Consider the following 22,557-nt stretch of genomic DNA (forward strand, 5'->3'; position numbering starts at 1 on the left):
GTGGTCTCCTGAGAAGTGTTCGGGGCCCGGGTTGCGGGCCTAACGGTCGGCCGAGAGGACGAGCGCGCTGTGCGGCACCGGCGATCCGCCCGTGACGAGCACGTTGTCGAGAGTCTTGGTGGGCTGGTTCACGGAGGTGCCGCGGATGAGCCGGACACCCTCGGCGATGCCGTTCACGCCGTGGATGTAGCCTTCGCCGAGCTGCCCGCCGTGGGTGTTGATCGGCAGGCGGCCGTCGACCTCGAGGTTGCCTTCGGCGATGAAGTCCTTCGCCTCGCCGCGGCCGCAGAAGCCGTACTCCTCGAGCTGGAGCAGCACCATGGGGGTGAACGCGTCGTACAGGATCGCGGCGTCGATACCTTCGGGACCGAAGCCGGCCTGTGCCCACATCTGCCGGGCGACGAGCTCCACCTCGGGCATCGCGTCGATGTCCTCGCGGTAGTAGCTGCTCATCGAGATCTGCTGAGGGCCGACGCCCTGCGCCGCGGCGGTGATGATCGCCGGAGGATGCGGAAGATCTCGCGCGCGTTCGGCACTCACGATGACCAGTGCCTGGCCGCCGTCGCTCTCCTGGCAGCAGTCCAGCAGACGCAGCGGGTCGGCGAGCATCCGCGAGTTCTGGTGGTCGTCGAGAGTGATGGGGCGCTCGTAGAACCAGGCCTTGGGATTGTTCGCCGCATGCTTGCGCGAGAGCACCGAGATCTGCCCGAAGTCCGCGCTGGTCGCCCCGTACTTGTGCATGTAGGTGCGGGCCAGGAAGGCCTCCTGCTGAGCGGGAGTGAGCAGGCCGTACGGGTTGATCCAGTTCCGGTATTCCTGGTCGGTGTTCGAGTTGTATGCGAAGGGCGGCGGCCCGGCGCCGAAACGGTGACCCGAGCGCTCGTTGAAGGCGCGGTAGACGACCACGACGTCGGCGACACCGCTCGAGACGGCCAGTGCGGCTTGCTGCACGGGTGCGCAGGCGCCGCCACCGCCGTGCGGGATCCGGCTGAAGAACTTCAATTCCGGGATGCCGAGCGCGCGGGCGACGGCGATCTCGGGGTTGGTCTCCATGGTGAACAGCGCGAAGCCGTCGACCTCTTCGACGCCGATCTGCGCGTCATCGAGAGCGGCGAGGACCGACTCGCACGCAAGCTGCCATTCGCTGCGGCCGGAGTTCTTGGAGAACTCGGTGGCTCCGATACCGGCGATAGCGGCGGCTCCGGAGAAGCCCTTGACGGTCATCGGCTCTTCCTCTCGTACGGCTCCACCACGACCTCCGCGGTGACGTGGACGCCTCTGCTGTTGCGGCCCTGCACCTTCAAGGTGACGGTCGCGCCGTCGACGGTGGTCACCTCACCGTTCATGTGCATGGGGTCGCCGGGGAAGCAGGGCACGCCCAGGCGCAGCGACGCGCGGCGCACCCGCGCCGACGGTCCGGTCCAGTCGGTGACGTACCGGTCGACGAAACCGTTGGTGGCATTGATACTCATGAAGACGTCCGGTGTGCCGCGTCCGAGTGCGGCGTCCGGGTCGTGGTGCACATCCTCGAAATCCTGCGACGCGATCGCGGTAGCCACGATGGTGGTGCGATCCATAGGCAGGGTGAGTTGGGGAAGTTCCTGTCCGACAGTGTATTCGGCGAGGTTCATGCGCCTCCTCCGGGCTTGCGCAGCTGAGGCAGGATCTCGCCGTGTGCGTGCTCGGCGAATCCCACCTCGAGTTCCATGCCGATCTCGAGGGTGTCGTGGTCGACGCCCGCGATGTCGGCGACGATGCGGATCCCCTCGTCGAGGTCGATCAGTCCGACGGCGAGCGGGTACTCGAAGGCCGGATCCTGCGGGTGGTGAATGACCGTCCAGCTGTGAAGCGTTCCGCGCCGTGAGGATTCGACGGTCTTCCATTCGAACGAGCGGCACGCGGGGCATGCCGGGCCCGGAGGATGGCGCAGAGTGCCGCACTTGCTGCACTGCTGGATCTCGAGTCGGCCTTCACGGACGGCGTCGAACCAGAACTGGTTGTCCTGGGTGATGGTGAGCCGGGGGACGGCGGTCATCGCGTCTCCTTGTCGGTGTTCGGGTTGAACCGGAGCATCCGGAAGCGTTCCTCGGCGACGACTTCGCCGTTCTGGTCCTCGTAGCGCTTGTACAGCGTGAAGAATCGGCCGTCGCCGAGACCCGTTCGCTTGACCTCGGATACGGACTCGATCGTGTAGTGGGCGGTGATGTGGTCGCCCGGGACGAGTTCGCGGTGGTAGTCCTGCTCGACGTTCGTCGCGACGACGGAGGTGAAACCCTCCCGATCGAGGTCGGCAAGCATCCGGGAGTATGCGAAGTCCTCCACGACGCCCTCGGCGCGTTTGCGCTGCACGTCACGCCAGCGGCGGTAGCCGGCCATGATCCAGGTGGAGATCATGGCGGGCGGGCACACGACGGAGTCGCGTCCGGTCTCGCGCGCGGCCTCGGCGTCGACGTAGATCGGGTTGAAGTCGTCGTGGGCCTCGACCCAGTTGCGGATCATGGCGTCGTTGACGGCGTATCGGGCCACGCGGGGTGGTTCGGCCACCTGCCCGACGTACTTCTCGTAATCCTGCTCGACGGTCTGCATGGCCCAGTCACTCCTCTTCGACGCGCGCGTTCGTCGTCACGCTAAGTGGGGCCGACAAGCGAGTTCCCGTGATTCCCACTGAGCAGGAGCAGTGGCGGGGTGAGGGGGAGCCGGTACCGAACCAAGCGATTGCTTGGTAAGTTGTCGACGTGAGACCCGCACATCCCGCGGGATGAATGACGTGGAGGCAGCGAATGGATCTGGGACTCGACGGCGCGGTCGTGCTCGTCACCGGGGGAATACGGGGAGTCGGTGCAGGCATCACCAGGGTGTTCCTGCGTGCCGGTGCGACCGTCGTGACGTGCGCTCGCAACGAGCCCGAACAGCCTCTCGAGGTGGACGGGCGGACCGCGGAGTTCCTGACGTGCGACGTCCGCGATGCCGATCAGGTGGCCGCGCTGATCGAGACCATCGTCGACCGCCACGGGCGGCTCGACGCCGTGGTGAACAATGCCGGCGGGTCACCGTACGCGCTGGCAGCCGATGCCAGCCCGAAGTTCCACGCCAAGATCGTGGAACTGAACCTGCTGTCCCCGCTGCTGGTCGCGCAGGCCGCCAACGCGGTGATGCAGAAGCAGGACACCGGAGGCTCGATCGTCAACATCTCGAGCGTGAGCGGATCCCGCCCCTCGCCGGGCACCGCGGCCTACGGTGCGGCCAAGGCGGGCGTCGACAGCCTCGCACAGTCGCTCGCCGTCGAGTGGGCCCCGAAGGTACGGGTGAACTCGGTGGTGGTCGGCCTGGTCGAAACCGAACAGTCGCACCTGTTCTACGGAGACAAGGCCGGCGTCGCCGCAGTCGGCGAGACCGTTCCGCTGGGACGGCTGGCCCAGCCCGAAGATATCGGCCACTGCGCCGCATTCCTGGCCTCTCCGCTGTCGGCCTACGTCAGCGGATCGACATTGACCGTCCACGGCGGCGGTGAACGCCCTGCCTACATGGCAGCGGCCGAAACGAAGGAGACGAAGTGAGTGGACTGCTGGACGGGCGCGTCGTCATCGTGACCGGCGCCGGACGAGGACTGGGTCGCGCCCACGCCCTCGCCTTCGCCGCGGAGGGTGCGAAGGTCGTCGTCAACGACATCGGTGTCGGCAGTGACGGAACCGCCACGGGGGAGAGCCCCGGTGAGCTGGTCGTCGAGGAGATCCGTGCGGCCGGGGGAGAGGCCGCCGTCAACGGCGACGACGTCGCCGACTGGGCCGGCGCCGAGAACCTCGTCAGGACCGCCCTCGACAACTTCGGCCGGCTCGACGTGCTCGTCAACAACGCCGGATTCCTGCGCGACCGCATGCTCGCCAACATGAGCGAAGAGGAGTGGGACGCGGTCATCCGCGTGCACCTCAAGGGGCACTTCGCGCCGATGCGTCACGCCATGACCTACTGGCGCGCCGAGGCCAAGGCCGGCAACCCCGTCGACGCCCGCATCATCAACACCAGCTCGGGTGCCGGCCTGATGGGCAGCATCGGCCAGGGCAACTACGCCGCCGCCAAGGCCGGTATCGCGACGCTCACGATCCAGGCCGCAGCCGAATTCGGCCGCTACGGGGTAACCGTCAACGCGATCGCACCCTCGGCACGCACCCGCATGACCGTCGGGGCCGGTGGCGCGATGGCCGAGATGATGGCCGCACCCGAAGAGGGTTTCGACGCCATGGCGCCGGAGAACGTCTCGCCGCTCGTCGTGTGGCTCGGCAGTGCCGAAGCGAAGGACGTGACCGGTCGCGTGTTCGAGGCCGAGGGCGGCAAGGTGTCGCTGGCCGACGGATGGCGCCACGGTGAGGCGATCGACAAGGGCGACCGTTGGGATCCGAAGGAACTCGGTCCCGTCGTCGAGAAGCTGATCGCAGCGTCGCAGCCGCCGACGCCGGTCTACGGAGCGTGATGTCCCCGCGCGTTTCCGGTGGTCATCACCGGAAACGCGCACGGACGGCGTCGCCGCTCTAGGCGGGCGCGCGGACGATGAGGGTGGAGCCGGGGAAGTAGGCAGCGAGTTCGGAACGTGCCTGCTTGAGCGTGGCGGTGCCGTAACCCTGCTTGCGGAACTCGGGATGCACCCAGATCCGCACCTCGACCTCGTTGCCGGTCAGCTCGCCGAACGCGAACCCGATGGCCTTCGGCTCGTCGCCCGAAAGATCTTCGGCCACAAGCCACATGCCGGACTCGTCGTCCATCAGCTCGCTGCCGCGCTGCCGCTCGGATTCGACCTGTTCGTCGCTGTCGTCACCCAGCTGGTCGGCGCAGCGCTGCTTGAACAGCGCCGTGTCGGCCGCGCTGTGGGAAATGGGCCGCAACCGGAAATGCGCGCCGGTCGCGTACGGACGCGCCGCCGTCGTCCACTGCAGCACCGCATCGAGATCGTCGAGTTCTTCACGGATCTTCTTCCGCTCCGCCTGGGTCAGACGGCGGAACGGAAGGTTCAGCACGGCCTCCGCGCAGAACTCGTCGGTGTCGAGCAGCGAGGCGAGCTTCGCGACCGCGTCGCCCCGATCCTTGCTCTCGACGATCACGTCGAGCACCTCGTGGCGTCGTTCGAGCGCCCGGAGCAGCGCGGCCGCGATTTCCCGCCGGTCGAGCACCTTGTCGTGATCGGTGGTTTCCATCGTGCGACATCCCTTCGTCGAGAACCTGGACGTACGAGACTCAGTATTCCCGCACGGGACCGTCCCGGCGAACCGTCCCGGTGAACCGTGCCGGGCGGGACGCTCACTCGCACACGACGACGGGAATCACACGGTCGGTCCACGACTGGTAGTTGTCGAAGTCCGGGTACATCGCCGTCAGACGTGGCCAGTAGGCCGCTCGTTCCTCGTCGCTCGCGACCCGCGCCCGCATGGTCCGGATGCGCGACTTGATCTGCACCGTGGTCTCCGGGTTCGCCTGGATGTTGCGGAACCACAAGGGGTGCTTGGGCAGTCCTCCCTGGGAGGCGACGAGGACCACCTTGTCGCCGTCCTCGAGGAACAGCAGCGGGGCCGTTCGCGGTTGCCCGGTCTTCCGCCCGATCGTGGTCACCAGGCACACCGGGATGCCCCACGGGAAGGCGCTTCCCACGCGCCACTTCCCGCCGATGCGACCGCCGGTCGCCCGGTACGCCGCGACGTTGAACCGCGACATCCACTTGATGATCGAGATCGTGGCCTTCGAGTCGAGGCCCTTCGGCGCCGCTTCGGTGCCCATGTCAGATGCGCTCGATGATGGTGCCCGTCGCCAGCGCTCCACCGGCGCACATCGAGATCAGAGCGGTCGACGCGTCACGCCGCTCGAGCTCGTGCAGCGCGGTGGTGATGAGGCGGGAACCGGTGGATCCGACGGGGTGGCCGAGCGCGATCGCGCCACCGTTGACGTTGACCTTGTCCATGTCGGGTCCGTGCACCTGGGCCCAGGACAGCAGCACCGACGCGAACGCCTCGTTGACCTCGAACAGGTCGAGATCGCCGATGCTCATGCCCGCCTTCTCGAGAACCTTCGCGGTGGCCTGGACCGGGCCGTCGAGGTGGAACTCGGGTTCGGCGCCGACGAGAGCCTGCGCGACGATCCGCGCCCGCGGCTTCAGTCCGAGTGCCTTCGCGCGGTCGGAATCCATGAGCAGCACGGCCGCGGCTCCGTCGGAGATCTGCGACGAGGTGCCGGCGGTGTGGATGCCACCCTCGAGCACGGGCTTCAGCTTCGCCAGCGACTCGGCCGACGTCTCGCGCAGACCCTGGTCGCGGGTGACGGTCGCCTTCTCGCCGGTGCGGTTGCCCTCCTTGTCGACGACGGGTGCGACGACCGGCAGCACCTCGCGGTCGAACCGGCCCTCGTCCCAGGCCTGCTTCGCGAGCTGCTGCGAGCGCACGCCGAGTGCGTCGACGTCCTCGCGGGTGATGCCGCGGCGCCGCGCGATGCGTTCGGCGGCCTCGAACTGGTTGGGCATGTCGATGTTCCAGGACTCCGGCCGGCGCGGGCCCGCCTGGTCGCCGACGTTGGCGCCGAGGGGCACCTGGGTCATCGCCTCGATGCCGCAGGCGATGCCCACGTCGATGGCGCCGGTGGCGATGAGGCCTGCGATGAGGTGATTGGCCTGCTGCGCCGATCCGCACTGGGCGTCGATGGTGGTCGCGCCGACCTGCCAGGGCAGCCCCGCGTTGAGCCATGCGGTGCGGGTGATGTTGTTGGACTGGGCGCCCGCCTGGGTGACGCAGCCACCGATGACCTGTTCGACGAGCTCGGCGTCGATGCCGGCGCGTTCGACGAGTCCGGCCTGGACGGCGCCCAGGATCTCGGCAGCGTGCAGGCCCGCGAGCCATCCACCCCGCTTGCCGATCGGGGTCCGTGCGGCCTCGACGATGACTGGTGTGCCCACATCGGGCTCCTTTCTCCTACGTTCTTCGCAAAATAGAACAGGTTTCTCCGAGAGGCAACAGAACTCGATTATCCACGGGACGTGCAGATCTCTTGGTCGCGCGGCGCGCCTGTGTTTGAATGGTTCTAGAACGTGTTACAAATCACGCGAGCGGTACTCGCCAGGGCAGGAGAGATATCAGTGGCGCAGCCGAACATCCCCGAAGACATCGACTTCACCGATCCCGATCTGTACGCAGACCGTATGCCGTTCGAAGAGTTCGCGGAACTGCGTAAGACGGCACCGGTGTGGTGGAACAAGAAGTCTCCCGACGTCGGTGGTTTCCACGACGAGGGTTTCTGGGTTGTCTCCCGGCACGAGGAGGTCCGAGAGGTCTCCCGCCGGAGCGACGTGTTCTCCAACTGGGAGAACACTGCGATTCCGCGGTTCAACGACGACATTCCTCGTGAGGCCGTCGAGCTGCAACGTCACGTCCTGCTCAACAAGGACGCCCCCGAGCACACCAAGCTGCGCAAACTCGTCGCCCGAGGCTTCACGCCCCGTGCGATCAACGGCCTGCGCGACGAGCTCGACCGTCGCTCCAAGATGATCGTCCAGGAGGCCTGCCAGGCCGGTCGGGGCGACTTCGTCACCCAGATCGCCGCGGAACTGCCGCTGCAGGCGATCGCCGATCTCATCGGCGTCCCGCAGGAGGACCGCGCGAAGATCTTCGAATGGTCCAACCAGATGACGGGCTACGACGATCCGGACAACACCGCCGATCCGGCGGCCGCCTCCATGGAGGTGCTGGGCTACGCCTACCAGATGGCCGCTGCCCGCAAGGAGAACCCGGCCGACGACATCGTCACCACCCTCATCGAGGCCGACATCGACGGCGACGAACTCGCTCCCGAGGAGTTCGGCTTCTTCTTCATCGTGCTCGCGGTGGCCGGCAACGAGACCACCCGCAACGCGATCACCCACGGCATGGCGGCCTTTCTCGACAACCCCGAGCAGTGGGAGATCTTCAAGCGCGACCGGCCGAAGACCGCCGCCGACGAGATCATCCGCTGGGCCACTCCCGTCACCTCGTTCCAGCGCACGGCGCTCGAGGACACCGAACTCGGCGGTCAGACGATCCGCAAGGGCGAGCGCGTCGTCATGCTGTACGCCTCGGCCAACAACGACGAAGAAGTGTTCGACAACCCCCGCGAGTTCGACATCCTTCGTGATCCCAACCCGCACCTGGCATTCGGTGGAACGGGCGCGCACTACTGCCTGGGCGCGAACCTCGCACGTATGGAGATCGACCTGATCTTCAACGCGATCGCCGACCACATCCCGGACATCACCAAGATCGGCGACCCGCACCGTCTGCGGTCGGGTTGGCTCAACGGCATCAAGGAATTCCAGGTCGACTACAAGACCTCGGGAGGATGCCCGGTCCAGCACTGAGCGACCACAGCACAGGTCCCCGGACACCGTCAGGTGTCCGGGGACCTCGTCGTTTCTGTGCCGATCACCCCGCGCGAACAGCTGCGCCTCCTGCTGACCGATCTTTCGACGTCGGGCGCTGCAGTCGGGGAAGTTCAGCGCAGACGCCGAAGATCCTCGGGCGTATCCACGTCGCCGGCCTCGGCGAGATCACTGCAGTCCACCCGGCGTACCCGATCGCGGTTGCGGGCGAGGAACGACCGCGCACCTTCGTCGCCGGCGGCCTCGTCGGCCGCGGTCAGCGCGTCGGCGAGGTCGAACACCACCGGGTGGCCGGGGTGATCTCCGAAGACGGGGAGCGTGACCGTGCCCGGCCGGTGCTCGTCCAGGACGTGGCGCACCAGATCGGCCGTGATGCCGGGAAAGTCGACGACGGTGAGCGCGACCCGGTCGTGAGTGCGCGCGCCGTCGACCCCATGGCGCAGGGAGGTCGACATGCCGTCGGACCAGTCGGGATTGTGCACCGCCGTGGCGCCGGTCGGGCAGGCGGCGGCGACCTCGTCGCCGAACGCCCCGACTACCACCACGACCTCGTCGCAGCCACCGCCGAGCAGTGCCTCGACGACGGTATGCAGCAGGGGACGGCCACGGTGGGGGAGCAACGCCTTCGCGCGTCCACCCAACCGAGAGCCGTCCCCTGCTGCGAGAACGATTCCGGCGGTCGGCATACCGCCAATGCTACGAGACCGGCCGCAGAGTCTTCATCGCGCGATCCACTTCCCAGAACGCACGCAGCGACACGATCCTGCCGTCGTCGTCGACCCGGTAGACGAACACGCCCTCCGCGTCGATGAGATTGCCCGCCATCGTGGTGCGGATCGTGCCGATGTTGACGCACTCGTTGCCGCACACCAGCACGTCGTCGACGAGGAACTCGAGCTTGTCGGTGTTCGCGATGGTCATGTCGTAGAACTTCGCGATCGCCTCGTGTCCGTGGTGCCCCTTGCCCTCCGGATCGAAGCCGGACGGACCCACCGGATCCTCGACGCACGCGTTCTCCGCGAACAGCGCGAGCCACTCGTCCTTGCGTTTCCCGCTCGCCGCCGCCTGCGATGCCTTCGCTGCGATACGCGCCGGGTGTTCCTCGCTCATGCGGCATCCCTTCCGGGAATGTACTTGTCGGCGAACTTCCGCAGCGATTCCTGTTTGGCCTCGAGCGGGGAGTCGAAACCGTGGCCGTCGAAGATCCACGGCACCACGATGATGTCGGTGACCCCGGCGTCGGCCAGTTCGGCGTAACCGGAACCACCGAACCTGTCGACACACACCGTCTGGATCTCGAACGGCAGGTTGCTGCGGCCGTACTCGGCCCGCAATTCGCGCAGTCGGGTGATGACCCCGACCAGATCGTCGAACCCGATCATCGCCGACGTCCAGCCGTCACCGACCCGGGCCGCACGACGCAGTGCCACCTCGGTGTGCCCACCGACGTAGAACGGCACCGGTTCGGTGGGGGCGGGGCTCATCCGGAGCCGGTCGAAATCGTAGAACTCGCCGTGGTGCTCGACCATGCCGCCGCCGAGGATCAGCTTCAGCACGTCGATCATCTCGTCGACGCGCTTGCCGCGCTTGGTGTACGGGACGCCGCACCACTCGAATTCCTCCGGCGCCCATCCGATCCCGACACCGAGACCGAATCGGTTGCCGGTGAGGTTGGCGACCGAACCGACCTGCCGGGCCAGTAGCACCGGATTGCGCGAACCGAGCTTGAGCACCTGCGTGTAGAACCGGATCGTCGACGTGGCGGCTGCCATGGACGCCGCGGCGATGAGCGGATCCACCCACGGGGTGTCGGGCGTCCACATCCGCGAACCGTCGGGGGTGTACGGATAGTCGACCGTCTGCTTCTCCATGTAGAACAGGGAGTCGGGCAGTGCGATCGAGGTGTATCCGCACTCCTCGGCGGTCTGCGCGATGCCGGTGAGCTGGTCGAGTGGGGTCATCGCGACCCCGACGGTGAACGAGACCATGATGCCTCCTAATTCGTGGGCCGGTCGGAGCCCACCACCCACATGGAGAAGTACTGGGATCCACCGCCGTAGGCATGTCCGAGTGCCTTGCGGGCGCCGTCGACCTGGTGATCTCCCGCCGTGCCCATCACCTGGATCGCGGCTTCGGCGAACCGGATCATGCCCGATGCCCCGATGGGGTTGGAGCAGAGCACGCCGCCGGACATGTTGACCGGAAGCCGACCGCCGATCGCCGTCTCGCCGGCCTCGGTGAGTTTCCACCCCGACCCCTCGGACGCGAAACCGAGGTTCTCGAGCCACATCGGCTCGAACCACGAGAACGGCACGTAGATCTCGGCGCAGTCGATCTCGCCGAGCGGATCGGTGATACCGGCCTGCTTCCACAGTGCTGCGGCAGCGACCCGTCCGGCCTCCGGATTCACCTGATCGCGCCCGGCGTAGGTGGTGGGTTCGGTGCGCATCGCCGTGGCATGGATCCACGCCGTCCGGCGGCCGGCCTGCTCGGCGGCCTTCGCGGTGTCCTCGTCGCCGAGCACGACCGCGCACGCACCGTCGGACGACGGGCACGTCTCGTCGTACCGGATCGGATCCCACAGCATCTGCGAGGCCTGCACCTTCTCGAGGGTGATCTCGGGCTGCTTCAGATGCGCGTACGGATTCTTCGCGCCGTTGAGGCGGTCCTTGACCGCGACCATCGCCCCGATGTGCTCGGGCGCACCGGACCGGCGGATGTACGAACGGACGTGCGGCGCGAAGTAGCCGCCCGCGCCGGCACCGACCGGCATGGTGAACGGGACCGGTGTGGACAGCGCCCACATCGCGTTCGACTCGGACTGCTTCTCCCAGGCCACCGCGAGTACCCGGCGGTGCACGCCGGCCTGGACGAGGCTTGCCGCGACGTTCGCCGTCGAGCCCCCGACGGACCCGGCGGTGTGCACGCGCAGCATCGGCTTGCCCGTGGCGCCGATGGCGTCGACCATCGACAGTTCGGGCATCATGACGCCCTCGAACAGGTCGGGGGCCTTGCCGATCACCACGGCGTCGATGTCGTCCCAGCCCATCTGGGCGTCCGTCATGGCGCGGTCGATCGCCTCGCGGACGAGGCCGGACATCGACACGTCGTGCCGCTTGGCGACGTAATGGGTCTGCCCGGTTCCGAGGACAGCTGCGGGTTGCTTCGCCATCAGTTGCGTCCCTCCAGAACAACTACCAGATTCTGTTGCAGCACAGCACCGCTCGTCGCGTGCGCGAGTGCACGTCCGGCGGTGCCGTCCATGATCGCCTGCGCTGCGTAACCGATGCGCTCGAGACCGCCGGAGAACATCGGGTTGCCCGTCAGCGGCCCACCGGACGGGTTGATCATCGTCGACTCGCCCAGGCCGATCGCCTCGCGCAGGATGAGTTCCTGGTGCGTGAACGGTGCATGCAGTTCGGCGACGTCGAAGGCGGTGTCCCCGCCGGTGACGGCCTGCGCTGCGGCCCGGGTCGAGGGTGAGACGATCAGATCGAGTGCGCCGAAGTTCGGTGAATCGGTGCGATGCTCGATCCCGGTGATCCACGCCGGGTTCTCGCACAGCTCGCGCGCCCGGTCGCCGGTCGCGAGGACGATCGCGGCCGCGCCGTCGGTGACGGGGGCGCAGTCGTGCTTACGCAACGGGTCGGCGATGTACGGCTGGGCGAGCAGTTCGTCGATGTCGAAGTCGCCGGAGAGTTGCGCCTTGGGATTGTCCTTGGCGGCGGCGCGGCTACGGACCGCGACCTCCGCCATCTCGCGGTCGGTCCACTTACCGGAGTCGAGACCCATGCGGGCCTGCAGGCCCGCGAGCGAGACGGAGTCGACGCCCAGAGGGGCCACGAGGTACGGATCGAGCTGCAGGGACAGGGTTTGGCGCAGAGTGCCGGCCGAGGACTTGCCGAAGCCGTACACGAGGGCGGTGTCGACCTCACCGGTGATGAGCTTGACCCACGCCTCGTAGAGCGCCCAGGCCGCATCCATCTCGACATGCGATTCGTTGATGGGCGGGACGGCGCCGATCGCATCGATCGCCGAGATGAACGAGAATGCTCGTCCGGCAAGGTAATCGGAGGAACCCGAACACCAGAAACCGATGTCGGACTTGGTGATGCCGAGCTTGCCGTACAGCTCCTGGAAACACGGGACGAGCATCTCGACGCCGTTGGTGGTGCCGAACGTCTCGCGCACGTGCGGAGCGTGCGCGAAGCCGACGACTGCAATGTCTGTCATGTGTCCGCCGCTCTCAGAGGTGGTGTTCGAAGGTGTCGTAGTCGGCGTCGGGTTCGCCGGTGGGACGGAAGTACTCGATGTTGCGTAGCGTGTGATCCCACTCCTCGCGAGGACGCCATTTCGCTTCGACACGCATGCCCATCCGCACCTCGGACGCATCGCATTCGAGGATCAGGTGCAGGAACGGGATGTCGGCACCGTCGAGCAGTACGTAGGCGGCGACATAGGGCGGCTCGATCTGCTGGCCGAGGAATGGCACGTTCACGATGCAGAAGGTGGTGACGATGCCCTTGTCGGACACTTCCACGGGTTCCTTCGTCGGTACGCCGTCGGTGGGGCTCGCACCGCGCGGGGGCACGTAGACCTTCCCGCCCGGGCCGGTGCGGCCACCGATGATCCTGCCGTCCTTCAACCCTCGCAGGTACCAGGATTCCTCGGGGGAGGCCGAGTGCCGGTAGTCCAGGTCGACGGGAGTGGTGATCATCGTGACCGGATCACCCTCGGCCGCTGCGACGGTGATCGTCGCCTCGCCGGGTTCGAAGGCCTCGATGTCGTGGATGTCGCCGGTGCGTTCGGCGGCCCACCGCACACGTACACGCAGACCCGTCTCGATGTCGTCCGGGGAGGCGACGTCGACGGCGTGCAGGAGTGCGGTGTCGGCGCCGTCGAGGCGGATCAGTGCCCAGGCGAAGGGCCGGTCGAAGGGCTGTCCGGGCAACGGCTCGGCGTTCCACGTCCAGCTCACCACGGTGCCGGTCTGTCCGACCTCGACGACATCGGTGAGCGGTTCATGGGTGACCGCGTCGTATTCGGGGGGTGGGACGAGGACCCGTCCGTCGGATCCGCGGGCGCCGAGAATGCGGCCGTCGCGCAATCCGGTGACGAAGGCTCCGACGGTCGGCCCGGTGGATCGTGTGTAGTCGAACTTCAGATTCAGCGGTGCGCTCAGCGGTGGCTCGGCAACCGTGCTCTTTCCCAGGCTCACAATTTCGAGTAGAACAGGTTCTAGTGGTGCTGGCAAGAGCGGCGCGCGAACTGCATCTCGCCACGATTCGTCCGACAGGAAAGGCGTCCAATGAAACTGGGACTGCAACTCGGCTACTGGGGTGCTCAGCCGCCCTCGAACGCACCGGAACTTGTTGCTGCGGCCGAGGCCGAAGGATTCGACGCCGTCTTCGCCGCCGAATCGTGGGGATCGGACGCGTTCACTCCGCTCGCCTGGTGGGGTTCGTCCACCGAGCGGGTGCGGCTCGGCACGTCCGTCGTGCAGATCTCCGCACGCACACCGACGAGTTGCGCGATGCACGCGCTCACGCTCGATCACCTCTCGGGTGGCCGGCACATCCTCGGCCTCGGCGTCTCGGGGCCACAGGTGGTGGAGGGCTGGTACGGGCAACCGTTCGCCAAGCCCCTCGCACGGACCCGCGAGTACGTCGACGTGATCCGCAAGGTGCTCGCGCGCGAAGCGCCGGTGACCGGCGACGGACCGCACTTCCCGCTGCCCTACGCAGGCACCGGATCCACCGGGCTCGGTAAACCGCTCAAGCCCATCACGCATCCGCTGCGGTCGGACATCCCGATCTGGATCGGTGCCGAAGGTCCGAAGAACGTCGCGCTCACCGCCGAGATCGCCGACGGCTGGCTCGCGATCTACTACACCCCGCGCCTGGCGCCGATGTACGACGAGTGGCTCGACGAGGGGTTCGCCCGGCCGGGCGCCCGGCGCACCCGCGAGGACTTCGAGATCGCGGCGACCTGCCAGGTGGTGATCACGGACGACCGCGCAGGGACGATCGCGGCGATGAAACCGGTGACGGCACTGTACGTCGGGGGAATGGGCGCGCCGGAGTTGAACTTCCACGCGCAGGTCTACCGGCGGATGGGATACGAGGCCGTGGTCGACGAGGTGACCGCGCTGTTCCGTGCCGGCCGTAAGGAAGAAGCGGCGGCAGCGATCCCGGACGAGATGGTCACCGAGACGATGATCGCCGGGAACGCCGACGAGGTACGCGAAGGCGTGAAGCGGTGGGAGGAGGCCGGCGTGACGATGCTCCTGGTCGGATGCCGTGACGTCGACCAGGTGCGCACGATCGCCGACGTGGTGTTGCGCTAGACCAGTGGTACTGGGCCAACGCCACGGCGGGCGGAAACCGTTCCGTGAGGACGGCTTCCGCCCGCCGCGTGTGGCGTCAGGAGGCATAGACCGCCTTCAGCTTGCCCTTCACCAGCTTGCCCGTGGGGGTGCGGGGCAGTTCGTCGACGAAGTCCACCGACCGCGGCACCTTGAAGTGGGCGACCCGCTCGCGGACGTACGCGATGAGGTCGTCGGCGAGATCGGGTGATGCGGTGGCACCGGACGACACCTGCACGACGGCCTTGACCTCCTCGCCCATCTCCGGATGGGGTACGCCGATGACGGCGACGTCCTCGACGGCCGGGTGCAGGGCGAGCACGTTCTCGATCTCCTGCGGATAGATGTTCACTCCGCCGGAGATGATCGTGAACGACTTGCGGTCGGTCAGATACAGATAACCGTCCTCGTCGAGGTAACCGAGGTCGCCGACCGTGGTCCATGTGGGATGCTCGGGATGCTGCGACTCCGCGGTCTTCTCGGGATCGTTGTGGTACGAGAACGGAACCTTCTCGTACTCGAGGTAGATGGTCCCCACCTCACCGGCCGGGAGTTCCCGCCCTTCCTCGTCGCAGATGTGCGCGGGCCCGAGCACGCTCTTGCCGACCGAACCCGGGTGTTCGAGCCATTCCTGGCTGTTGATGAACGTGATCCCGTTGGCCTCGGTGGAGCTGTAGTACTCGTAGATCACCGGTCCGAGCCAGTCGATCATCGACCGCTTGACCTCCGGCGGGCACGGCGCGGCGGCGTGGACGAGCACGCGCAGACTCGACAGGTCGTGGCGGGCACGGATCTCGTCGTCGAGCTTGAGCATGCGGACGAACATCGTCGGCACCATCTGCCCGGCGGTGATCTTGTGCTCCTCGATGTGCCGGAGCGCGGTCTCGGCGTCGAACTTCTCGGCCAGGACCACCGTGCCGCCGAGCGCGTGGATCGCCCCACCCCAGCGCAGAGGCGCTGCGTGATAGATCGGGGCGGGGGAGTAGTAGACGTCGGAGTCGGTGAGGCCGAAGAGGAACTGCGCCACCGTCACCAGCGGCTCACCGGGTTCGTCGACGCGACGTTCCGGGAGATCCGGCTGGATTCCCTTGGGGAAGCCCGTAGTTCCGGACGAGTACAGCATGATGGCGCCGCACGGTTCCTCCTCGAGCCGCGGACCGGCCCCGGCGAGGGCGTCCTCGTACGACTCGAAACCGCGCACGGCGCCGCCGAACGCGAGTCGCGCGGAACCGATCGTGACCTTCTCGCCGACCTGTTCGGAAAGCTCACCCAGCGTCGCCGAGACGATCAGGGCCTTCGCGCCGCTGTCCTCGACGATGTACGCCACCTCGCCGGCGGTGAGGTGGCTGTTGACCGCCGTGATGTACAGCCCGGACCGCATTGCGGCCCAGAACACCTCGAATGCCTCCGGCCGGTTGTCGGTGAGGAGGGCGACGACGTCGCCGGGGCGGAGCCCGGCATCGTGCAGCACTCGGGCGAGCGCCGCCGACCGGTCGTCGAGTTCGCGGTAGGTCAGGCTCCGGCCACTGTCTGCCAGGACGACGGCGAGCTTGTCCGGGGCGGTGCGGGCGTGGACTCCTGGATACATGGGGGCTCCTCATTGCCTCGACATCGCCTCGACGAACACTGTGATCTTGTGGTCTGGATCACGGCCGACAATGTAGCAGAGCTAAGGAGATGGTTGTGACCGTGCTCTCACGGGTGGGAGTGCGGTCCACAGTGGCGCAGGTCAGGAACCCGAGAACTTCGGGGCACGCTTCTCCGCGAACGCCCGCGGCCCCTCCTTGGCGTCAGCGCTCTTGAAGACGGCGGCACCGAGCTCGGCGTCGATCCGGAACGCTTCCTCCTCGTGCAGACCTTCCGAGTCTCGGATGGTCCGGAGGATGGCCTGCACGGCGACCGGGCCGTTGTTCGCGATCGTCTCGGCGATCTCGAGGGCCTTGTCGAGTGCGGTGCCGTCGGGGACGACGTAGCCGATGAGCCCGATCTCCTTGGCCTCGGCGGCCTTGATGTGGCGGCCCGTGAGCAAGATGTCGGCGGCGATCGTGTACGGGATCTGCCGGACGAGGCGCACGGCGGATCCGCCGAGCGGGAACAATCCCCACTTCGCTTCGGAGACGCCGAATTTCGCGCTCTCGCCGGCGACGCGGATGTCGGTGCCCTGCAGGATCTCGGTGCCGCCGGCGATCGCGGCGCCCTCGACCGCCGCGATGAGCGGTTTCGTCAGGCGGCGACCCTTCAGTAACGCCGGCAGACGCGACAGGTCCCAGCCCCCGTCGTTGCCTTTCCCGTCGCTCCGCTCGCCCTGCTCGAACTTGTCTCCGGGAGGCGCTGCATTCATGGCCTTGAGATCGGCACCCGCGCAGAACGCTCCACCGGCGCCGGTGAGGATCGCGACGCGGATCTCGGGATCGTTGTCGACGCGATCCCAGGCCTCGTTCATGATCGCCATCATTTCGCCGGACAACGCATTTCGTGCCTCGGGGCGGTTGAGCGTGACGATCAGAACGTGGCCGCGTTGCTCGACGAGGCAATGCGGTTCGCGGGACGAAATGTCCGAATCGGCTGCGCCGGGGGCTTCGGTAGCGGACACTGGCAGGACTCCTCGCAGGATTGTGAACTGGATCATATTCGGGTCTTGTCAGAAACGGTAACACGTTCTACTTTTGTCAGCGTGGCCCTAAACATCGCAGACCTCGTCGAACACGCAATCGACCTCGTTCCCGAGCGCGTCGCGCTGGCCTCGGACGGACGTGAGGTCACCTACGCACAGCTGGAGGAACGAGCCAACCGACTTGCTCATTACCTGCGCGAACAAGGTGTGAAGCCGGGCGACAAGGTCGGCATCTACTCGCGCAACACCATCGAGGCCGTAGAGGCGATGATCGCGGTCTTCAAGATCCGCGCGATCATGATCAACGTCAACTACCGCTATGTCGAGAACGAGTTGCAGTACATCTTCGACAACTCCGACATGGTCGCGCTCGTCCACGAACGTCGCTACTCCGACAAGGTCGCGAACGTCCTGCCGAACACTCCGCTGGTGAATACCGTCGTGGTGGTCGAGGACGGCACCGACGTCGACTTCTCGGCCTATAGCGGCATCGAATACGAAGCGGCACTGGCGCAGAGCAACCCGGAACGCGACTTCGAAGACCGCAGCGCCGACGACATCTACATGCTCTACACCGGCGGCACCACCGGTCACCCCAAGGGCGTGATGTGGCGTCACGAGGACGTGTGGCGCGTCCTCGGCGGCGGTATCAACTTCATGACCGGGGAATGGGTCAAGGACGAATGGCAGCTGGCGAAGGAGGGCGCCGAGAATCCCGGTCTCGTGCGCTATCCCATCCCGCCGATGATCCACGGTGGCGCCCAGTGGGCGCTGTTCCAGTCGTTGTTCAGCGGCGGCAAGGTCGTCATGCACCCCGAGTTCTCGGGCCACGAGGTGTGGCGCATCATCGACGACCACAAGGTCAACGTCATCTTCATCACCGGCGACGCCATGGCCCGCCCCATGCTCGACGCACTGGAGGAGGGCAACCCGACAACCGGTCAGCCCTACGACCTCTCGACCCTGTTCGCCATGGCATCGAGTGCGGCCCTGTTCTCCCCGTCCATCAAGGACCGTTTCCTCGACCTGCTGCCCGGCAAGATCATCACCGACTCCATCGGCTCGTCCGAGACCGGCTTCGGTGGCATCGGCATCGCCGAGAAGGGCAAGACCCTCGGCGGCGGCCCCACGGTGAAGATCGACGAGTCGACCACCGTCCTCGACGACGACGGCAACCCGATCGAACCGGGTTCCGGAAAGGTCGGCATGGTCGCGCGCACCGGCAACATCCCGCTCGGCTACTACAAGGACGAAGCCAAGACCAAGGCGACCTTCCGCGAGTACAACGGGATCCGCTACTCGATCCCCGGTGACTACGCGCGCGTCGAGGGTGACGGCACCGTCACAATGCTCGGCCGCGGTTCGGTCTCGATCAACAGCGGCGGCGAGAAGGTCTACCCCGAAGAGGTCGAGGGCGCACTCAAGCAGCACCCGGCGGTCTTCGACGCCCTGGTGGTCGGTGTGCCGGACGAGCGCTTCGGCGAGCGGGTCTGCGCCGTCATCGCCCTGCGCGAGGGCGAGCAGACGACGCTCGACGAACTCATGACGACGGCACGGTCGAAGATCGCAGGGTACAAGGTGCCGCGCGCGGTGTGGTTCGTCGACGAGATCAAGCGGTCGCCGGCCGGCAAGCCCGACTACCGGTGGGCCAAGGACCAGACCGGATTGCGTCCGGCCGACGAGGTCTACAACAACGGCGACGGCAACGGCGCCGCGGCGACGGGATAGAAGGACGCATGCAGACCGGCCTCAGCAAGAAGTTCGGTATCGAGTATCCGATCTTCGGATTCACGCCTTCCGAACACGTCGCGGCGGCGATCAGCCGCGCGGGTGGACTCGGTGTCCTCGGGTGTGTGCGGTTCAACGACCCGGAGGAACTCGACGCCGTCCTGACCTGGATGGACGAGAACACCGACGGCAAACCGTACGGCGTCGACATCGTGATGCCCGCCAAGGTGCCCACCGAAGGCACCGCGGTGGGCCTCGACAAACTGATCCCCGCCGAACACCGTGCCTTCGTCAACCGCACGCTCGAAGAACTCGGTGTGCCGCCGCTGTCCGACGACGTCGGCAAGGCGAGCGGTGTTCTGGGCTGGCTGCATTCGGTCGCGCGTTCGCACGTCGACGTGGCACTCGCACACCGGCCCGCCCTGATCGCCAACGCCCTGGGGTCGCCGCCGAAGGACGTCATCGACCTCGCGCACGAGAAGGGAGTGCCGGTCGCGGCACTCGCGGGTGCGGTCGAGCACGCGAAGCGGCACGTCGAGAACGGTGTCGACATCGTGATCGCGCAGGGCTACGAGGCCGGCGGGCACACGGGTGAGATCGCATCGATGGTGCTGTGGCCCGAAATCGTCGATGCGCTCGGCGATTCCGCGGCAGTGCTCGCCGCCGGTGGTGTGGGATCGGGACGGCAGGTCGCGGCGGCGCTGGCCCTCGGCGCCTCCGGTGTGTGGATGGGTTCGTACTGGCTCACCACCTCGGAGTACAAGCTCGGGGCGGCCGCGCACGGTCCGTCGTCGATCCAGCGCGCGTTGCTCGGAGCGAGCTCGTCCGACACCGTGCGGTCGCGGATCTATTCGGGAAAGCCCGCGCGTCTGCTCAAGACCAAGTGGACGGAGGCGTGGTCGAAACCCGTTGCGCCCGAACCGCTGCCGATGCCGCTGCAGAACATCCTGGTGAGCGAGGCGCATCAGCGCATGTCGGCGGCCGATGACCCCGAGGCCGTCGCGATGCCGGTCGGGCAGGTGGTGGGGCGGATGAACGAGATCCGTCCCGTCGCGGAGATCATGGCCGACCTCGTGCGGGGCTACGACGAGGCCGTCGATCGGCTGAACGAGGCGCGATAGGACCACACTGGTGGGGTGGCAGGTGCCCGGGGTGGAGTGATCCGCCCCGGGCATCGTCCCTTTCCGGGATCTGCGTCGGCCGGGGTGTCGCCGGACAAGGGGGGGCAGCGGCGGTCGCGGGTGGGGGTCGATGGCTGAGGTGTGCCCGATCCGGCACTACCCTGGGGTGGACGTGACGCGAGCGGTACCGGTCGTGAACCGCACCGCAGCGGACTCGAAGCGTTCACCGAGGAGGAGGCCGTTCACCTCGGTTACCGAGCAGAGGACGGAAGACGCAGTGACACAGGCCGAGTCGCAGGCAACCGGAGCGCTCGCGGACATCAGGGTGCTCGAACTGGGCACCCTGATCGCCGGGCCGTATGCAGGACGCCTGCTCGGCGACATGGGCGCCGACGTCATCAAGATCGAGGACCCGAAGCGGCCCGACCCGCTCCGCACCTGGGGGCAGGGCGAACGGGACGGGCACCGCTTCTTCTGGACGGTGCACGCGCGCAACAAGCGCTGCGTCACCCTCGATCTCCGGGCGCCCGACGGGCAAGAACTGTTCCGGCGTCTCGTCGCCGAGTCCGACGTGGTGGTCGAGAACTTCCGTCCCGGCACGCTCGAGAAGTGGGGGCTCGGCTACGACCTGCTCTCCGAGATCAATCCGGGCATCGTGCTGGCTCGCGTCTCCGGATACGGGCAGACCGGTCCCAAGGCCGGGCAGGCCGGCTACGCGTCCGTGGCCGAGGCTGAGAGCGGTCTGCGGCACCTGAACGGCTATCCCGGGCAGGCGCCCCCGCGACTCGCGCTCTCCCTGGGCGACTCCCTCGCCGGGATGTTCGCCGTGCAGGGCATCCTCGCCGCGCTGCTCGGCCGCGAACGGACCGGACGCGGGCAGGTCGTCGACGTGGCGCTCACCGAGGCGTGCCTCGCGATCCAGGAATCGGTGATCCCCGACTACGACGTCGCAGGCGTCGTCCGCGGCCCCTCCGGCACCCGGCTCGAGGGCATCGCCCCGTCGAACCTGTACCGGACGTCCGACGACATGTGGATCGTCATCGCCGCCAACCAGGACACCGTCTTCCGTCGCCTGTGCGCGGCGATGGAGCGCCCCGAGCTCGCCGACGACCCGCGCTTCGCCGACCACCTCGCGCGCGGCGTGAACCAGGACGAGCTCGACGCCCTCATCGGCGAGTGGGCGGCGACGTGGACGCTCGACGACCTGCTGGCGCACCTGTCGTCGTCGGGTGTGGTGTCCGGGCCGGTGAACACCGTCGCGGAGGTCGTCGCCGATCCGCAGTTCCAGGCACGGGACATGATCGTTCCGCATCACGACGAGCGCACCGGCGCAGACGTACTCGGCCCCGGTGTGGTGCCGACGCTCACCGGGACGCCGGGTTCGGTGCGTCGTGCCGGCCCGCCCGTCGCGGGATACGACAACGCGGCGGTCTACGGCGAGATCCTCGGACTGAGCGACATCGAGCAGAAGGAACTGCGCGAGCGCGGAATCATCTGAGGTACGCAACGCGAGGCGAAGGCTCGCAACGTCGGCAGTCACTACCGGTGTTGCGAGCCTTCGTCCGTTGTTGCGTACCTTCCGCGCAAGGTCACCCCGCAGGTGGAGGTGGCGCTGCAGCATCCGAAGGTCCCGCTCATCGCCAACGCACTCGGCACCCCGCCGGCCGACATGATCGAGCACATCCACAAAGCCGGTCGCAAGGTCGCGGCGCTGTGCGGTTCGCCGAAGCAGGCCCGCAAGCACGCCGACGCCGGTGTCGACATCATCATCGCCCAGGGCGGCGAAGGTGGCGGGCACTGCGGTGAGGTCGGCTCGATCGTGTTGTGGCCGCAAGTCGTCAAGGAGGTCGCGCCGGTCCCGGTGCCGGCGGCCGGAGGTATCGGCAGCGGCCAGCAGATCGCCGCGGCGCTCGCGCTCGGCGCCCAGGGTGCGTGGACCGGTTCGCAGTGGCTCATGGTCGAGGAGGCCGAGAACACCCCGGTGCGGCAGGAGGCCTACATCAAGGCGAGCAGCCGCGACACCGTCCGCAGCCGCTCGTTCACCGGCAAGCCCTGCCGCATGCTCCGCAACGACTGGACTGAGGCGTGGGAGCAGGAGGGCAACCCGAAGCCCCTCGAAATGCCGTTGCAGTACATGGTCTCCGGCATGGCCGTCGCCGCCACTCACAAGTACCCCGACGAGTCGGTCGACGTCGCGTTCAACCCCGTCGGTCAGGTCGTCGGGCAGTTCACGAAGGTCGACAAGACCTCCGCGGTCATCGAACGCTGGGTGCAGGAGTACCTCGAGGCGACCGGCACGCTGGAGAAGCTGAACGAGGCCGCGAGCGTCTGATCCGCTCGGATTCGT

The 22,557-nt window shown here is 67.4% G+C and carries 22 protein-coding genes and 1 pseudogene; 8 read left to right on the plus strand and 15 right to left on the minus strand.

The annotated features are described in order from the left end of the window. Positions 1-39: 39 nt before the first annotated feature. From BO226_RS24150 to BO226_RS24165, 4 genes are read right to left on the minus strand one after another with little or no spacing between them, the layout of a single operon-like run. Complete coding sequence (locus BO226_RS24150; protein ID WP_071936252.1) at positions 40-1,224, minus strand: lipid-transfer protein; 1,185 nt, start codon at positions 1,222-1,224, stop codon at positions 40-42. After that, the gene (locus BO226_RS24155; protein WP_071936253.1) at positions 1,221-1,631 is read right to left on the minus strand and encodes a MaoC/PaaZ C-terminal domain-containing protein; all 411 of its coding nucleotides are present in this window, start codon (positions 1,629-1,631) and stop codon (positions 1,221-1,223) included. Before BO226_RS24155 ends, BO226_RS24150 begins: the two co-directional genes overlap by 4 nt. Next, positions 1,628-2,035 (minus strand): Zn-ribbon domain-containing OB-fold protein, encoded by a 408-nt coding sequence (locus BO226_RS24160; protein WP_071936254.1) that lies wholly within the window; start codon positions 2,033-2,035, stop codon positions 1,628-1,630. The genes BO226_RS24155 and BO226_RS24160 overlap by 4 nt, the downstream gene beginning before the upstream one ends. Beyond that, on the minus strand, positions 2,032-2,586 hold the full coding sequence (locus BO226_RS24165) for an FAS1-like dehydratase domain-containing protein (protein ID WP_024102933.1): 555 nt from the start codon (positions 2,584-2,586) through the stop codon (positions 2,032-2,034). Before BO226_RS24165 ends, BO226_RS24160 begins: the two co-directional genes overlap by 4 nt. Positions 2,587-2,780: 194 nt before the next feature. Between BO226_RS24165 and BO226_RS24170 the strand changes: the two genes are divergently transcribed. Continuing rightward, a complete protein-coding gene (locus BO226_RS24170; protein WP_006551924.1) occupies positions 2,781-3,557 on the plus strand; it encodes an SDR family oxidoreductase in 777 nt (258 codons plus the stop codon). Then, positions 3,554-4,468: an SDR family oxidoreductase gene (locus BO226_RS24175; RefSeq protein WP_006551923.1), complete on the plus strand. Its 915-nt coding sequence runs from the start codon at positions 3,554-3,556 to the stop codon at positions 4,466-4,468. The genes BO226_RS24170 and BO226_RS24175 overlap by 4 nt, the downstream gene beginning before the upstream one ends. Positions 4,469-4,526: 58 nt before the next feature. Here the strand turns inward: BO226_RS24175 and BO226_RS24180 are convergent, their stop codons facing one another. From BO226_RS24180 to BO226_RS24190, 3 genes are all read right to left on the minus strand, one after another. Next, a complete protein-coding gene (locus BO226_RS24180; protein WP_064256915.1) occupies positions 4,527-5,186 on the minus strand; it encodes a GNAT family N-acetyltransferase in 660 nt (219 codons plus the stop codon). Between the two features lie 103 nt (positions 5,187-5,289). Then, the gene (locus BO226_RS24185; RefSeq protein WP_071936255.1) at positions 5,290-5,763 is read right to left on the minus strand and encodes a nitroreductase family deazaflavin-dependent oxidoreductase; all 474 of its coding nucleotides are present in this window, start codon (positions 5,761-5,763) and stop codon (positions 5,290-5,292) included. A gap of 1 nt (position 5,764) precedes the next feature. Continuing rightward, positions 5,765-6,928 carry a steroid 3-ketoacyl-CoA thiolase gene (locus tag BO226_RS24190; RefSeq protein WP_006551920.1) on the minus strand — a complete coding sequence of 388 codons (1,164 nt, stop codon included), beginning with the start codon at positions 6,926-6,928 and terminating at the stop codon, positions 5,765-5,767. 180 nt (positions 6,929-7,108) lie between these two features. On the opposite strand from BO226_RS24190, the gene BO226_RS24195 reads away from it, so the two are divergent. After that, positions 7,109-8,362 (plus strand): cytochrome P450, encoded by a 1,254-nt coding sequence (locus BO226_RS24195; protein WP_019290108.1) that lies wholly within the window; start codon positions 7,109-7,111, stop codon positions 8,360-8,362. Between the two features lie 134 nt (positions 8,363-8,496). Here BO226_RS24195 and BO226_RS24200 read toward each other — a convergent pair whose 3' ends face one another. The 6 genes from BO226_RS24200 to BO226_RS24225 are packed head-to-tail and all read right to left on the minus strand — an operon-like array spanning position 8,497 to position 13,601. Then, positions 8,497-9,069, minus strand: coding sequence for a nucleotidyltransferase family protein (locus tag BO226_RS24200; RefSeq protein ID WP_071936256.1), 573 nt, complete (start codon positions 9,067-9,069; stop codon positions 8,497-8,499). Between the two features lie 10 nt (positions 9,070-9,079). Beyond that, a complete protein-coding gene (locus BO226_RS24205; protein WP_024102939.1) occupies positions 9,080-9,493 on the minus strand; it encodes a nuclear transport factor 2 family protein in 414 nt (137 codons plus the stop codon). Further along, positions 9,490-10,371, minus strand: coding sequence for a TIGR03619 family F420-dependent LLM class oxidoreductase (locus BO226_RS24210; RefSeq protein WP_071936257.1), 882 nt, complete (start codon positions 10,369-10,371; stop codon positions 9,490-9,492). Before BO226_RS24210 ends, BO226_RS24205 begins: the two co-directional genes overlap by 4 nt. Positions 10,372-10,379: 8 nt before the next feature. Further along, positions 10,380-11,555, minus strand: a complete 1,176-nt coding sequence (locus tag BO226_RS24215; protein ID WP_071936258.1) for a thiolase domain-containing protein — start codon at positions 11,553-11,555, stop codon at positions 10,380-10,382. Continuing rightward, the gene (locus tag BO226_RS24220) at positions 11,555-12,616 is read right to left on the minus strand and encodes a thiolase domain-containing protein (protein ID WP_071936259.1); all 1,062 of its coding nucleotides are present in this window, start codon (positions 12,614-12,616) and stop codon (positions 11,555-11,557) included. The genes BO226_RS24215 and BO226_RS24220 overlap by 1 nt, the downstream gene beginning before the upstream one ends. A 13-nt stretch (positions 12,617-12,629) precedes the next feature. Next, positions 12,630-13,601, minus strand: a complete 972-nt coding sequence (locus BO226_RS24225) for a Zn-ribbon domain-containing OB-fold protein (RefSeq protein WP_024102942.1) — start codon at positions 13,599-13,601, stop codon at positions 12,630-12,632. A gap of 90 nt (positions 13,602-13,691) precedes the next feature. Here BO226_RS24225 and BO226_RS24230 point away from each other — a divergent pair, with 90 nt between their 5' ends. Beyond that, a complete protein-coding gene (locus BO226_RS24230; RefSeq protein ID WP_024102943.1) occupies positions 13,692-14,729 on the plus strand; it encodes an LLM class F420-dependent oxidoreductase in 1,038 nt (345 codons plus the stop codon). Positions 14,730-14,805: 76 nt separating this feature from the next. Here the strand turns inward: BO226_RS24230 and BO226_RS24235 are convergent, their stop codons facing one another. Both BO226_RS24235 and BO226_RS24240 read right to left on the minus strand, forming a co-directional pair. Further along, positions 14,806-16,335, minus strand: a complete 1,530-nt coding sequence (locus BO226_RS24235; protein WP_071936260.1) for an AMP-binding protein — start codon at positions 16,333-16,335, stop codon at positions 14,806-14,808. Positions 16,336-16,476: 141 nt separating this feature from the next. After that, positions 16,477-17,376 carry a crotonase/enoyl-CoA hydratase family protein gene (locus BO226_RS24240; RefSeq protein ID WP_228044846.1) on the minus strand — a complete coding sequence of 300 codons (900 nt, stop codon included), beginning with the start codon at positions 17,374-17,376 and terminating at the stop codon, positions 16,477-16,479. Between the two features lie 45 nt (positions 17,377-17,421). Here BO226_RS24240 and BO226_RS24245 point away from each other — a divergent pair, with 45 nt between their 5' ends. The 4 genes and pseudogenes from BO226_RS24245 to BO226_RS24260 form a co-directional block, all read left to right on the plus strand. Further along, entirely contained in the window at positions 17,422-19,089 is a 1,668-nt protein-coding gene (locus BO226_RS24245) for an acyl-CoA synthetase (RefSeq protein ID WP_071936261.1), read from the plus strand. Between the two features lie 8 nt (positions 19,090-19,097). Then, on the plus strand, positions 19,098-20,210 hold the full coding sequence (locus tag BO226_RS24250; protein ID WP_071936262.1) for an NAD(P)H-dependent flavin oxidoreductase: 1,113 nt from the start codon (positions 19,098-19,100) through the stop codon (positions 20,208-20,210). A 277-nt stretch (positions 20,211-20,487) separates the two neighbouring features. Further along, entirely contained in the window at positions 20,488-21,708 is a 1,221-nt protein-coding gene (locus tag BO226_RS24255; protein WP_024102948.1) for a CaiB/BaiF CoA transferase family protein, read from the plus strand. Between the two features lie 93 nt (positions 21,709-21,801). Then, a pseudogene (locus tag BO226_RS24260) lies at positions 21,802-22,542 on the plus strand (nitronate monooxygenase); the annotation flags it as partial. Positions 22,543-22,557 lie beyond the last annotated feature (15 nt).

It is taken from the genome of Rhodococcus sp. 2G (assembly GCF_001886355.1).
GTDB classification, from domain to species: domain Bacteria; phylum Actinomycetota; class Actinomycetes; order Mycobacteriales; family Mycobacteriaceae; genus Rhodococcus; species Rhodococcus pyridinivorans.

Bases quoted from the DNA above. Each gene is read 5' to 3' on its own strand.
- BO226_RS24165 (WP_024102933.1), bottom strand. From the start codon at position 2,586: ATGCAGACCGTCGAGCAGGATTACGAGAAGTACGTCGGGCAGGTGGCC.
- BO226_RS24235 (WP_071936260.1), bottom strand. From the start codon at position 16,335: ATGTATCCAGGAGTCCACGCCCGCACCGCCCCGGACAAGCTCGCCGTC.
- BO226_RS24150 (WP_071936252.1), bottom strand. From the start codon at position 1,224: ATGACCGTCAAGGGCTTCTCCGGAGCCGCCGCTATCGCCGGTATCGGA.
- BO226_RS24170 (WP_006551924.1), top strand. From the start codon at position 2,781: ATGGATCTGGGACTCGACGGCGCGGTCGTGCTCGTCACCGGGGGAATA.
- BO226_RS24200 (WP_071936256.1), bottom strand. From the start codon at position 9,069: ATGCCGACCGCCGGAATCGTTCTCGCAGCAGGGGACGGCTCTCGGTTG.
- BO226_RS24210 (WP_071936257.1), bottom strand. From the start codon at position 10,371: ATGGTCTCGTTCACCGTCGGGGTCGCGATGACCCCACTCGACCAGCTC.
- BO226_RS24215 (WP_071936258.1), bottom strand. From the start codon at position 11,555: ATGGCGAAGCAACCCGCAGCTGTCCTCGGAACCGGGCAGACCCATTAC.
- BO226_RS24205 (WP_024102939.1), bottom strand. From the start codon at position 9,493: ATGAGCGAGGAACACCCGGCGCGTATCGCAGCGAAGGCATCGCAGGCG.
- BO226_RS24220 (WP_071936259.1), bottom strand. From the start codon at position 12,616: ATGACAGACATTGCAGTCGTCGGCTTCGCGCACGCTCCGCACGTGCGC.
- BO226_RS24250 (WP_071936262.1), top strand. From the start codon at position 19,098: ATGCAGACCGGCCTCAGCAAGAAGTTCGGTATCGAGTATCCGATCTTC.
- BO226_RS24180 (WP_064256915.1), bottom strand. From the start codon at position 5,186: ATGGAAACCACCGATCACGACAAGGTGCTCGACCGGCGGGAAATCGCG.
- BO226_RS24185 (WP_071936255.1), bottom strand. From the start codon at position 5,763: ATGGGCACCGAAGCGGCGCCGAAGGGCCTCGACTCGAAGGCCACGATC.
- BO226_RS24230 (WP_024102943.1), top strand. From the start codon at position 13,692: ATGAAACTGGGACTGCAACTCGGCTACTGGGGTGCTCAGCCGCCCTCG.
- BO226_RS24155 (WP_071936253.1), bottom strand. From the start codon at position 1,631: ATGAACCTCGCCGAATACACTGTCGGACAGGAACTTCCCCAACTCACC.
- BO226_RS24240 (WP_228044846.1), bottom strand. From the start codon at position 17,376: ATGATCCAGTTCACAATCCTGCGAGGAGTCCTGCCAGTGTCCGCTACC.
- BO226_RS24160 (WP_071936254.1), bottom strand. From the start codon at position 2,035: ATGACCGCCGTCCCCCGGCTCACCATCACCCAGGACAACCAGTTCTGG.